Genomic DNA, 12,080 nt, shown 5'->3' with positions numbered 1-12,080 from the left:
GGAACGCGTCGGCGGCGTAGCGGTCCGAGCACGAGGGGCACACCGACTCCCGGCGGTCGCGCGTGGTCCAGACCGCCCCGGCGTCACCCCTTCGTCAGCCGCGCTTCGAGCCCGATGCCGTCGGTGGTGATGCGGCAGGAACCGAAGCGACTCTCGCGCGCCAGCGTCTCGAACTGCTCCGGCGTGTACGCGCGCTTGCGCAGCTGCCCGAGTGTCCACTTTGTCGTGAGCGCACCCACGGGCCCCAGGTTCATCCCAGCCACCTCGGCGGCAATGTCCTCCGAGGTGGCCGTCTTGCGCAGGTCCTGCACCAGCGCCACCCCGCCCGGCCGCAGCACGCGCCACATCTCGTCGAGCGCGTCGACCGGGTCGGCGAAGTTCTTGAACGCCGCCTGCGTGATCAGGAAATCGAACGACTCCGCCGCGAACGGCATCGCCGCGACGTCGCCGTGCACGAACTCCGCCGCGACCCCCTGCTCACGCGCGTACTGGCTCGCCAGGGACACGAACGTGCGGCTCACGTCCAGCCCCGTGACCGCGAAGCCGAGCCGCGCCACCTCGACCGCGTGGAAGCCGGGCCCGGGCGCCACCTCCAGAACGTCGGCGCCACCGGGCAGCTGCTTGGCCAGCTCCGCCGCCGACGAGCGGTAGAACGCCAGCTGCGGCGCCGTTCCGCGACCGCGCGCGTACGCCCGCGCGACCGGTCCTTCCATCTCCGGCACGAGCTTGGTCCGGTGCCGTTTGACCTCGGTGTTCGTCATGATCGCACTCCAGTTCGGTGAGTCGGCCGAACCGCTCCGGGGAGTGCGGGCCCGTATCCTGTGATCGCAGCCTGAGGATCGGGTCCGCTGCCGCGGAATCGGTTCGAGGGTTTCCCCGGTCCCGGTGGCGGTGTGCCAGCACTGCCTCCGGGGCCGGCTTTCTACTCCTGGCCGCCTTCGACGAAAGCGGTCAAGTCTTCCGGCAGTTCGCCGGTCTCGCGGTAGTGCCGCCACTCGGCGACGCCCGGCAGCGCACTCGTGGCCAGGTCGTCACGCAGTCCGCGCACCCAGTCGATCTCGGCGCGCAGCAGCACCAGCTCGTATTCGCCTTCGACGAGGAACAGCCGCGGCACCTCGGCGCGCAACGCGTCGAGCGCCGCCACCCGCTCGGCGAGGCGCTTTTCCAGCGCGGTGAGCCGTTTCGTCAGCAGGTCCGCCACCTCGTCCGGGCCGAGCGAAGCCATGATCGACAGCCCGGCCTGGAACTTCGTCGGTTCGAGGTCCGGCTCGCCGAGCAGCTCGGCCACCCAGTCCTCCAGCTCGGCGCGGCCGGCGTCGGTGAGGCGGTAGATCGTGCGCTCGGGCCGCGCGCCGTCGCGGACGCTCTCCACGGTGGCGACGAAGCCGTGCTTCTCCAGGTTGCCGACGACCGTGTAGAGCGAGCCCCACTTGATCTTCATGTCGGCGTCCTTGCCGCGTTCGCGCAGCACGGAGGCCATTTCGTAGGGGTGCATCGGCCGCTCGACCAGGGCCGACAGCACGGCCAGCCCCAGCATGTTCCCGACCTTGCGCCGCTTCACGGTCACCACTTCCTCGTCTACGAGTATTCGCAGACGAGTATAGGCGCAGCCGGCCGGTGATCGCCAGGGTTCAGCGGTGGATCAGCAGCACCGAGGACTGATCGGGCGGCAGGGGGACGGCGCGCTGCAGCAGCCAAGACCCGTCTTTGCCGGCACGGACGGTGCCCAGGGCGACCACGGCAGCCGAGCGGCCGAACCCGGTCAGCACGATCCGATCGCCTTCGTGCAGCGCGCCCGCACCGGCCGGGATGACGGTCGTCGGGCCACCGGTGCCGATCACCGTCACGGACTCGCCGGACGCCGCCACCGTGCGCAGACCCCAGGGTCCCGACAGCTCGTCCGGGTTCGACTTCAAGAGCGCGAAGTCGTCGAGCCCGGTGGTGACCACGCCGACGAACCCGGCCTGCGTCGCGACCACGTCGCCGGGCTTCGCATCGACACCGGAGATGCCGAACTGTGCCGCGGCCCCTGCGCGCACGACGGTCCCCGTCGAGACCGCCGGGTCGTGCGCCGAGCTGGTCAGCGTGCCGAAGACGGGGTGCTGCGGGTTTCCGGTGGCCAACGAGGTGTTCCACGCGGCCGCGGTGGGTGGGAGCTTCGCGGTCGCGAGGCCGTCGGCCACCTGGGTCTCGCCGGAGGTGAACCTCGCCGTGTCCACTTGCGGAGCCGTCACCGCGACGCCCGTGGCCGGGCCGCCGTCCGGCGCCGAAGCGACAAAGCCGTACGCCGGAGCCGTGAGCTGTGCCGAAGGGACGGTCAGCTGCGCCTGAACCCGCAGCTCAGGCCCGGTGAGGAACGCCAGCCGGACGCCACCGTCGCGCTCCTGGCGGCGGAGCACGACGATCGGGCCCACCTCCGGCCGGCTGCCCGCAAACACCACCTGCGCCGCCGGCCCACCCCAGCCCCACCGCGCGCGCTCGATCACGGCCACGTTCCCGGCCAGCGACCCCCGCGCGGGCCACTGCGTCACCGGCACGGCCTGGACCTGCGACGACGTGGTCTGCGTGGTGACGACCGTCGCCGCACCCAGCGCGAGCACCACCGCAGCGGCCGCGGCCCCGACCAGCGCCCGCTGCCTGCGTCGGGCCCGCGTCCCGAGCACCCGCCGTGCCATCCGAGCCGCGTCCCCCGGCTCCGGCGGAGCCAGCGTGGTCTCGCCGAGCTCCCGGCGAACGGTGTCGGTGAATTCCTGCTGCCTCAACGCGGTCCCCTCCCGCTCGCCGCCGGACTCGGCTCGTGCGTGGCCTCCCACAGCTCCCGCAGCCGGGCCAGCCCGCGCGCCGTCGACGACTTCACCGTCCCGACGGCGCAACCCAGCAGCCGAGCGGTCTCCGCCTCGCCGAGGTCCAGGTAGAACCGCGCCGCCAGCACCGCCCGCATCCGCGGCGGCAGCTGCCACAGCAGCGCGACCATCTCCGACCGGCCCGCCGACACCGCGAACGCGTCTCCCCCGGCCTCGACGTCCGCGCCGGCGATCGGCATCAGCCGCTCCCGCCGGCGACGGTCGCGGCGAGCGAGGAAAACGCGGAACAGCGCCTGCCGGGCATAGGCGCGCTCGTGCTCGATGTCCGCGCGGCCGACGTGCTTGACCAGCCGCAGCAGCGCGTCGTGCACCACGTCCTCGGCCTCGCCGCGGTCGCCGGTCAGCACGAGCGCGTAGCGGAACAGCTCGTCGTAGTGCTGCTCGACGAAGACCTCGAACCCGCGCACGCCCACCGCCCTCCGCTACCTGACGCCCCCTTGGATCACGGAGGACACCGGAAAGTTGCCTGGGCGGCCGAACTCGGGCCGGCGAGTCACTCGGCGGGCTGCCACACCCAGTTCTGCCGCTCGTAGGCCACCTGGAAGCCCAGTTCGAGCATGTTGTGCAGCGACGAGTTGTGCTCACCCTCGGCCTCGGCGCCGGTTTCGGCGACGAGCAGGCTGCAGCCCAGCTCGGCCGCAAGCCGGGCGCGGGCGGCGAGGAGCTCCGTCTGCCCGCCGCGGTTGCGGGCGTGCTCGGCGACCGCGCCGCCGAACATCTGGCCGATCTCGCCCTGCCGGTACATCATCGCGGTGCCGACCAGCTCGTCCTCGAGCCACACGGCGAACGGGTGGCAGTTCGGCTCGGCAGCCGACGCGGCGAACATCTCCGCGAAGTGCTCTTCGGGCATGCCGAAGACGCTCAGCATCAACGCCGCCCACCGGTACAGGTCACCGCGTTCGACCGGCGCGATCCGGATGCCGTCGGCCGGCCTGCGCTCGTCGTCGTCGGCACGGGCCACGACCTCGTCGACGGGGGCGACGAGCTTGGCCCACGACGACGTGGTCGTCAGCCCCTCGCGCGCGCAGATCTCGGCCCAGTCGTCCGGAATCACCGACGGCGCAAGCTGCAACGTGGCGCGACGCGTGCCTGCCGCGCGGTAGAACGCGCACACCTCGGCGATCAGCTCCGCGGTGACGGGCTCCTCGCGGCCGAAGCCGAGCGCCTTGCTCCAGTAGTCCGTCGGGTCGTTGCGCACCGCCAGCACCACCGCACCGCCGAGGCGGGTGGCCGTCATGCCGAGCGCGGAACGCACCGTCTCGGGACCGCCGGTCTCGAGCTGGAACAGCGCTTCCGCCTCGGAATCCTCGATCGCCAGCGGCGGGTCGACCTTGATCACCAGGTCACCCTACTGCGCGCCGGACCCCGGATCAGATGTCGAGCATGAAAGGCACCTCGACTTGTGCCCGATCGGACATCCACTCGCGCAACGCCTTGGTGGCCAGCACGTCGTCCTCGTTGTACTGCAGGAGACGCTCGCGCTGGGTGTCGTCGGGGGTTTCGCCGTCCATGCCCACGGCGTCGCGGTACCAGCGCATCGACGCTTCGCCGCCGGCCTCTGCGTCGCGCCACTGGAAGCCCGCGACGGGGGCGATCACCTTGAGGCCCTTGCCGCGCGAGCACAGGAACTGGTCGGTGACGCTACGGAAGAGATCCACCCACTCGTCGGAGTCCACAAAGGACTGCACGTCCTTCTTCGCCGGGATCCCCGGGTGGTCGCCGAAGCGCTCGACGGAGCCGAACAGCCAGCGGTTCTCCGCCAGCGCGTTGTAGCAGTAGGCGCGGAACGTGAGCCCGGCCGCCAGCGTGCGGTCGCGCACGTCGGTGAACCACGCCCAGAACTCCGCGAACGAACGCGCTTCGTCCGTGGTCGGTAAGGGCTCCCAGGTGGCGAAGGCGCGGTAGCCCCGCTCGACGCCGATGTCGGCACCCGAGAGCAGCGTGCCCCACAGGTACGCGCCGGCGTCGCCGAAGCTCTCCATGTCGACGTCGACCTCGACGTCGCCGCGCGGCACCTCGACCAGCGGCGTGCGGCGCACCACCGTGAGGTCGGCCAGCCACGCGCGCGCGAGCATGATCGCGTCGGCGAACGTGCCGCCGGTCCAGTTCATCGGCGGCGCCTCGGCGGCCGGATCGAGCGCGGCCAGTTTGTCCACAGTCGACACGCCGGCGCGGCGCAGCTCGCCGGCGTCCTCGCCGCGCACCACGAGGCTGACGTCGCGGGTCTCGGTGAGCTGCGCCTCGCACGTGGGCCAGAACGGGCAGCGCCGGCACTCCAGCACGCGCGAGGGTTGAGCCAGCGGTTCGCCTTCGGTCGCGGCCGCGGTGGCGACGGCGAGCCGGTCGGCGAAGCGCGCGTCGTACTCCGCCAGCGCGCTGCGGCCGCCGGGCCAGGTGCCGGCGGTGAGGTCGTGCCAGACCACCACGTCGGCGTCGAGCCCGATGACCCCGCCGACGGCGCGGCCGGTCTCGGCGCGCCCGTACGTCTGCAGCATCCGCCGCAGGTGCGCGAGCCGAAGCTGGTCGCGCGGCTGCGAACGGACCTTGCGCGTCTCGTCCGGCGTGCGGTGCGCCGGGTCGAGGTCGGTCAGCCCGGTGGTCGGCGCACCCTGGCCGCGGTCGGTGATGCGGTGGCGCACCACGAGCACCGGCACGTACCCGGTCGCGGTGCGCACGAGCAGGTCGACGCCGCCGCGCCGGTGCCCGACCGGGTCGGCCCGCAGCAGCGGACCCCAGATGAACCGCGCGCCCTCGGCGAAGGCCTCCTCCGTGAGCCGCACGCGGTCGGCCGCGGGCAGGTCACGCGGGATGCGCACCCAGGTCGCGCCGGCCGCCTGATGGTCCCCGGCATCAGAGCCGTCGACGTCGGTGGTCGCGTCGATGAGGCGCTGCAGGATCGCCTCGCGGTGCGCCGTCGCGTCGGCGATCCGCTGCTGCGCCGTCGGATCCGGCGGCGGCAGCGGGACGTCGCGCATCGCGGGGTCGTGCTCCAGATGCACACGACGACGGCAGCGACTGACCGCTCCGGCGTCGAGCAGCACCTCGTTACCCATGACGATCACCTTATCCGCCCCCACCGACAGAACTGCCTTTCCGTGCTGCGAGCCGACATGCCCGGCCCTGCTCGGACCAGTAAGTTCGACCCCGACGAGTAGCAGGAGGTGGGCCATGGCGCGCAAGGCCAAGCAGGACGCGGGTGAAGCTCGGATCACCCCGAAGAAGGCGAAGAACGCGATCGCGGTGGCCAAGGTGCTCGGCCCGGCCGTGATCCCGGTCGTCGCGCCGTACGCGGTGCGCGCGGCGGGCGCGGCCCGGGAGATGTACGACCGCTACCAGGCGCGCAAGCTCGGCGTCGCCGTCGACCAGCTCGGCGAGTTCTCCGGCCGCGGTGCCGCGCTGCACGCGCGGATCGCCGGTCTCGTGCAGGGGCTGGGCGAGCTCAGGAAGTCGAGCAAGGCCACCGACGCCGACGCGAAGTTCGCGACCGACACCCAGGGCACCCTCGAACAGCTGTCGGCCACGGTCCGCGCGGCCGAGCGGATGCCCGCCGCCCGGCGCAAGGCCGCGCACCGCGCGGTCGCGAGCGAGCTCGACTCCCTGGAGGAACAGCTGCTGCACCGGCTCGGCGTCTGAGCGCGAGCCGGGCCGCTCACCCGAAGTGGTGAACGGCCCGGCTTCGGCCGTTTCGACAAGCAGACTCAAGACGGCAGCGGAATCCACTTGTGCGACCACGCGACCACGGCGTCGAGGACCGGTTCCAGGTCCTGGCTCTTCGCCGTGAGGTGGTACTCGACCTGCAGCGGCGTGGCGGTGAGGACGCGCTTCTCCAGCAGGCCGTCCTCCTCCAGCTTCCGCAGCCGCTGCGTCAGCATCGTGTCGCTGATGCCGGGCACCGCGGCCTTGATCAGGGCGTAGCGGTGGTGACCGGTGAAGACCGCCCGCAGGATCGCGCCCGTCCAGCGCGTGCCGATCAGCTCGATCGCCGCGTGGAAGCGCGTGCACACGCGGTGGGCTTCCTCCGCCTGCCGGTCCACGGCCATTCCCTCAGTCGCCCGAGCGAAGCGGCGCCAGCGACGCGGTGACCCGCACCAGCTCGTCGAACATGGCCTTGGCCGAGGTCTTCACGATCTCGTTGGGCACGAACTCGCCCTCGTCGCTGATGAACTGCTGCACGAACGGCACCGACACCGCGTCGAAGACCGGGGTCATGCGCAGCGTCGTCACGACCTGCTTGATCTGCTGCACCGCGCGCGTGCCGGCTGCGACGCCGCCGTAGCTGACCAGGCCGACGGCCTTGTACTTCCACTCGTTGTGCAGGTAGTCGATGGCGTTCTTCAGCTCGGCGTTGTAGCCGTAGTTGTACTCCGGCATCACGAAGACGAACGCGTCCGCTTCGGACACCTTGGCGCTCCAGTCCTTCGTGTGCTGGTGCTCGTACTGACCGAGGCGCGGGTGCTTCGGTTCGTTGAAGAACGGCAGGTTGACCACGGCGAGGTCCACGAGCTCGACGTCGAAGCCGCCGTGCTCGATCGCCGCGGCCTCCGTCCACTTCGCCACCGGCAGGCCCACGCGGCCCGGTCGCGTGCTCGCCAGGATGATCTCAAGCTTCGGCAACGCCGTCGCCTCCTCCCGGCCCGGCAGAACGCGGGCCGCTCGACTAAGGAATCCTGAGCAACTTAGCATTCCTTAGTGAACGACCCGCGTCCGACCGGTTACTTGATGAACCCCTTGTCGAGCATCCACTGGTGCGCGACCACGCCGGCGTCCTTGCCGTCGACGTCGACCTGCTTGCACAGCTGCACCATCTGCTCGTTGTCGATCGCCGCGGTCACCTTCTCGAGCGGGCCCCGCAGCGCGGGGTGCTGGTTCAGGAAGTCCGTGCGCATCGTCACCGCGGCGTTGTACTGCGGGAACGCCTTCTTGTCGTCCTCCAGCACGCGCAGGTTGAGCCCCGAGATCCGGCCGTCGGTGGTGAACACCTCGCCGACCGGGCACGTGCCGTTGGCCACGGCGGAGTAGATCGTGCCGATGCCGAAGTTCTCGATCTTCGGGTTCTGGAAGCCGTACGCCTTGACCGCCGCCGGGAAGCCGTCCTGGCGGCTGGTGAACTCCGTCTCCAGGCAGAACCGCGCCTGGTCAGGCTTCTGCTTGAGGAAGTTCGCCAGGTCGGTGGTGGTCTTGAGGTTGTTCTGCTTGGCGTACGCCTCCGTCGTGGCGAACGCGTACTGGTCGTTGAGCGGCGAGTACTTGAGCCAGGTGATGCCGTTCTTCTCGGCGTCGGCCTTCGCGGTCGCGTCGTACTGCGCCTGCTCGCCGCCCGGCACCGGCAGCTCGTTGCCCTGGTAGTTGATCCAGCCGGTGCCGGTGTACTCCCACGTGACGTCGGTCTGGCCGTTGAGCAGCGCCTGGCGCGACGAGTTGGACCCCTTGATGTCGGTGAGGTCCACGACGTCGGCGCCGGCGGCGCTCAGCGCCATCTCGGCCATGTAGCCCAGGATGATGTTCTCGGTGAAGTCCTTCGACCCCACCACCACCCGCACGCCCTGCACGCCGGGGGTCGGCTGGATGGAACCGGGCTGGATCGCGTACGGCACGGACGTGTTGAGGTCGAGCCCGCACGCCGAGAGCGTCCCGGCGAGCAGCGCCGCCCCCGCGAGGACGCCCGCCTTCTTGAGGACGTTCATCAGCGCAGCCCCTTCGGTCCGAAGAACTGTTCCGCCACCGCGCCCAGCCAGTCGACCAGCAGCGCCAGCGCGACGGCCAGCACGGAGCCGGTGATCAGCACCTTCGTGAGGTTGAGCTTGTAGCCGGTGTCGATCAGCAGCCCGAACCCGCCGGCGTTGACGAACATCCCGAACGTCGCGGTCCCCACGGCCAGCACGAGCGACGTGCGCAGACCGGCCAGGATCAGCGGGATCGCCAGCGGGAACTCCACGCGCCACAGCACGGCCGACGAGGACATCCCGATGCCGCGCCCTGCGTCGATCAGCGCCGGGTCCACCTGCTGCAGGCCCACCATCGTGTTCCGCAGCACCGGCAGCAGCGAGTAGAACGCCAGCGGCAGCGCCGCGACCCACAGCCCGCCGACGGCGCCGGTGACGATGAACCACAGCACCAGCACACCCAGCGCGGGCGCGGCCTGGCCGATGTTGGCGACCGCGAGGAAAACGGGCGCGAGGAACCGCGCCCACCGCCGCGTGACCATGACTCCGAGCGGCACGGCCACGAGCACCACGAGCACCACCACGACCAGCGTCATCGCGACGTGGTCGCGCAGCGCGGTGAGCAGCGAAGTGGCATTGAGCGTGGTCGCCTCGGTGGCGGTGACGCCGGTGCCGAACACCCAGCCGAGCGTGACCGCGACCAGCACGACCACGGCGATGGGCTGCGCGAACAGGCGGAAGCGCTCCGCGCCGCGGGAGCCGGATTCGGTGGAGAAGCCCGCTTCGACGACTGCTGTCACTGCGTCACACCCCCGACCGTCTCGTGATCGTCGGCGTGCTCGTCGCGCAGCTGCTGGATCGTGTTGATCACGGTGTCCAGCTCGATCGTGCCGGCGAACTCGCCGCGCGCGCCGGTGACCGGCACCGAACCACCCTCGGCGAGCATGGCCTCCAGGGCGTCCTGCAGCGTCGACTGCAGGCTCACGATGTCGCGCAACGGCTTGCCCGCGTCGGCGAGCGAGGTCGCCGCGGTGAGCTGGCGCCGGTGCACCCAGCGCGTGGGACGGCGGCGCCGGTCGAGGACGAGCACGAAGTGCTTGCGCTGGTCGTCGAGCTTGCGCGCGATGTCGGCCGGGTCTTCGTCCTCGGCCGCGGTGAGCGCGTCCTGCTTCAGCTCGACGTCGCGTACGCGCAGCAGGGTCAGCTGCTTGAGCGAAGCGCCGGCGCCGACGAAGCCGGCGACGGTGTCGTCGGCCGGGTTGGCGAGGATCGCGTCCGGGGTGTCGTACTGCAGGATCTTCGACTCGTTGCCGAGGACCGCGATCTTGTCGCCGAGCTTCACGGCCTCGTCGAAGTCGTGCGTGACGAACACGATCGTCTTCTTGAGTTCGGTCTGCAGCCGCAAGAGCTCGTCCTGCAGATTGCCGCGCGTGATGGGGTCCACGGCGCCGAACGGCTCGTCCATCCAGCACCGGCGGGTCGGCCGCGAGCGCGCGGGCCACGCCGACGCGCTGCTGCTGGCCACCGGAGAGCTGGCGCGGGAAGCGGTCGCGGAAGTCGGCCGGGTCAAGGCCGACCAGGTCCATCATCTCCTCGACGCGCGAGGAGACCCGCTTCTTGTCCCAGCCGAGCAGCCCCGGCACCACGCCGATGTTCTGCGCCACGGTGAAGTGCGGGAACAGCCCGGCCTGCTGGATCGCGTAGCCGATGCGGCGGCGCAGGGTGTCGACGTCGAGCTTCAGCGCGTCCTCGCCGCCGATCGTGATGCGCCCGGAGGTGGGCTCGATCAGCCGGTTGATCATCCGCATCGTGGTCGTCTTGCCACAGCCGGACGGGCCGACCAGGACGACGATCTTGCCGGCGGGCACGACCATCGAGAAGTCGTCGACGGCGGGCGCGCGCGTGCCCGGGTAACGCTTGGTGACGTGTTCCAGTTCGATTTCGGCGCCGGAGACATGGTCGTCGGCAGCGTGGTCTTCGAAAGCGTGCTCAGCCACGGAGCCCCCTCGGTACGGTCAATCGCTTGATCAGGACGTAGATGGCGTCGAGCACGAGCGCGAGGATCACGACGCCGACGGTGCCCGTGAGGGCCTGGTTGAGCGAGTTGGCGCTGCCCGCGTTGGTGAGGCCCGAGAAGACCTCGGATCCGAGGCCGGGGCCCTTCGCGTAGGCCGCGATCACCGCGATGCCCATCAGCATCTGCGTCGCGACGCGCATGCCGGTGAGGATCGCGGGCCACGCCAGCCGCAGCTCGACGCGGGTGAGCACGGAGAACCGGCCCATCCCGATGCCGCGCGCGGCATCCGTCACCGCTGGGTCGACGCCCGCGAGGCCGACGATCGTGTTCCGCACGATCGGGAGCAGGCCGTAGAGCACCAGCGCGATGACCGCGGTGGTGGAGCCGAGCCCCGAGAGCGGGATCAGCAGCCCGAGGAGGGCGAAGGAGGGAACGGTCAGGATCGTGCTGGCCAGCGCCGTGGCGACAGCCGAGCCGATGGGACTGCGGTACACCGCGATGCCGATCGCCACACCCAGTACGGCGGCGAGGATCGTGCACTGCACGACCATGCTCGTGTGCAGGTACGCCTGCAGCCACAACCGGTCCCACCGGTCCGAGATGTACTCGAAGAGGTTCATGCGTATTCGTTCTCCTGCCGCTAGTGAGGAGCCCCAGACGTCACCCGTTCGGAGTAGCTCATCAACCGGGAGGGTGACTACCCAGAACGAACGCGGACCAAACCTCCTGTCTCACCGTTGGTCAGACCACCGTTTCGCATCCTGAGACGATCGGCAACCGAAGCGAGCGGCCTGGCCGGGCGGTCGTCGCCTGATCGCAACGCTGCGACCAGCATTTACTTGAACGTTCACCGAGACCGTGCTCACAGGCCGGGAGTGCTCGATCACCCGCCGGAGTGCCGATAAACTGCTGTCCGTGAGCACCCGGACCCGGCACCGCGGCGCGTTGGCCGCTGCGCGCGGCGGGCTGCTCGCGGCCAGTTCGGCGTCACTCGCGGTGACCGCCCACGGCGTCGCCGACGGCGGGCTGCCCGACCCGGCGCTCACGGTCCTGCTCACCGGTCTGCTCGGCTGGACGGGCACCGCGCTCGCGGGCAAGGCCCGCGGCCGCCTCGCGACCATCGCCGTGCTCGGTGCCGGCCAGCTGGTGATGCACCTGGTGCTGACGACGCTCGCGGGCCACGACGGCCACCCGGCCGCGGGCTGGGCGAGCGGCTGGACGATGACGGCTTCGCACGCCGTCGCCACGCTCATCACCGCCCTGCTGCTGGCTCGCGCCGACGCGCTGCTGCTGGCCGTGCTCCACGTGGTGCGAGCGGTCCTGCCGCTCCTCACACCGCCACTACCCGTGCCCGCCGGCGCGGCCGTGGCACTCCCGCCGCGACCCGTGCGGTCCGTGGCGATCCTCGACGTCGAGCTGCGGCGCGTCCGCGGCCGGCGCGGGCCTCCGGCATTGCCCTGAACCCGATTTCCCTTTTCCCTCACCGGTGGAACCCCCGAAGGCTCTCCACCGGATCACCCCCTGTTCAGGAGCAGT

General features: G+C 71.0%; 13 protein-coding genes and 1 pseudogene. 2 read left to right on the top strand and 12 right to left on the bottom strand.

Annotation, left to right across the window (positions count from 1 at the left end):
• Positions 1-83 precede the first annotated feature (83 nt).
• The 6 genes from AB0878_RS39095 to AB0878_RS39070 form a co-directional block, all read right to left on the bottom strand.
• Positions 84-761, bottom strand: coding sequence for a class I SAM-dependent methyltransferase (locus tag AB0878_RS39095; RefSeq protein WP_366586109.1), 678 nt, complete (start codon positions 759-761; stop codon positions 84-86).
• Positions 762-922: 161 nt separating this feature from the next.
• Positions 923-1,561 carry a PadR family transcriptional regulator gene (locus AB0878_RS39090; protein WP_366586119.1) on the bottom strand — a complete coding sequence of 213 codons (639 nt, stop codon included), beginning with the start codon at positions 1,559-1,561 and terminating at the stop codon, positions 923-925.
• Positions 1,562-1,631: 70 nt separating this feature from the next.
• Positions 1,632-2,762 (bottom strand): hypothetical protein, encoded by a 1,131-nt coding sequence (locus tag AB0878_RS39085; RefSeq protein ID WP_366586107.1) that lies wholly within the window; start codon positions 2,760-2,762, stop codon positions 1,632-1,634.
• The gene (locus tag AB0878_RS39080) at positions 2,759-3,271 is read right to left on the bottom strand and encodes a sigma-70 family RNA polymerase sigma factor (RefSeq protein WP_366586105.1); all 513 of its coding nucleotides are present in this window, start codon (positions 3,269-3,271) and stop codon (positions 2,759-2,761) included. Before AB0878_RS39080 ends, AB0878_RS39085 begins: the two co-directional genes overlap by 4 nt.
• An 86-nt stretch (positions 3,272-3,357) precedes the next feature.
• Positions 3,358-4,203: a GNAT family N-acetyltransferase gene (locus tag AB0878_RS39075; protein WP_366586103.1), complete on the bottom strand. Its 846-nt coding sequence runs from the start codon at positions 4,201-4,203 to the stop codon at positions 3,358-3,360.
• A 31-nt stretch (positions 4,204-4,234) separates the two neighbouring features.
• Positions 4,235-5,917, bottom strand: coding sequence for a TM0106 family RecB-like putative nuclease (locus tag AB0878_RS39070; RefSeq protein ID WP_366586101.1), 1,683 nt, complete (start codon positions 5,915-5,917; stop codon positions 4,235-4,237).
• Between the two features lie 115 nt (positions 5,918-6,032).
• On the opposite strand from AB0878_RS39070, the gene AB0878_RS39065 reads away from it, so the two are divergent.
• A complete protein-coding gene (locus AB0878_RS39065) occupies positions 6,033-6,497 on the top strand; it encodes a DUF6474 family protein (protein ID WP_366586099.1) in 465 nt (154 codons plus the stop codon).
• Positions 6,498-6,562: 65 nt separating this feature from the next.
• Here the strand turns inward: AB0878_RS39065 and AB0878_RS39060 are convergent, their stop codons facing one another.
• The 6 genes and pseudogenes from AB0878_RS39060 to AB0878_RS39035 all read right to left on the bottom strand — a co-directional run bounded on the left by AB0878_RS39060 (position 6,563) and on the right by AB0878_RS39035 (position 11,164).
• Entirely contained in the window at positions 6,563-6,898 is a 336-nt protein-coding gene (locus AB0878_RS39060) for a winged helix-turn-helix transcriptional regulator (protein WP_366586097.1), read from the bottom strand.
• 10 nt (positions 6,899-6,908) lie between these two features.
• Entirely contained in the window at positions 6,909-7,478 is a 570-nt protein-coding gene (locus AB0878_RS39055) for an NAD(P)H-dependent oxidoreductase (RefSeq protein ID WP_366586095.1), read from the bottom strand.
• A 98-nt stretch (positions 7,479-7,576) separates the two neighbouring features.
• Complete coding sequence (locus AB0878_RS39050; RefSeq protein WP_366586093.1) at positions 7,577-8,548, bottom strand: glycine betaine ABC transporter substrate-binding protein; 972 nt, start codon at positions 8,546-8,548, stop codon at positions 7,577-7,579.
• Positions 8,548-9,327, bottom strand: coding sequence for an ABC transporter permease (locus tag AB0878_RS39045; RefSeq protein WP_366586091.1), 780 nt, complete (start codon positions 9,325-9,327; stop codon positions 8,548-8,550). The genes AB0878_RS39050 and AB0878_RS39045 overlap by 1 nt, the downstream gene beginning before the upstream one ends.
• Positions 9,324-10,524: pseudogene (locus tag AB0878_RS39040) on the bottom strand (ATP-binding cassette domain-containing protein). The gene AB0878_RS39045 and the pseudogene AB0878_RS39040 overlap by 4 nt, the downstream one beginning before the upstream one ends.
• Positions 10,517-11,164 carry an ABC transporter permease gene (locus tag AB0878_RS39035; RefSeq protein WP_220245499.1) on the bottom strand — a complete coding sequence of 216 codons (648 nt, stop codon included), beginning with the start codon at positions 11,162-11,164 and terminating at the stop codon, positions 10,517-10,519. The pseudogene AB0878_RS39040 and the gene AB0878_RS39035 overlap by 8 nt, the downstream one beginning before the upstream one ends.
• A gap of 295 nt (positions 11,165-11,459) precedes the next feature.
• Between AB0878_RS39035 and AB0878_RS39030 the strand changes: the two genes are divergently transcribed.
• Positions 11,460-12,005 (top strand): hypothetical protein, encoded by a 546-nt coding sequence (locus tag AB0878_RS39030; protein ID WP_366586089.1) that lies wholly within the window; start codon positions 11,460-11,462, stop codon positions 12,003-12,005.
• Positions 12,006-12,080 lie beyond the last annotated feature (75 nt).

The organism is Amycolatopsis sp. NPDC047767 (assembly GCF_040704195.1).
Classification (GTDB): domain Bacteria; phylum Actinomycetota; class Actinomycetes; order Mycobacteriales; family Pseudonocardiaceae; genus Amycolatopsis.
This window is presented reverse-complemented; position numbering and strand designations above follow the sequence as displayed.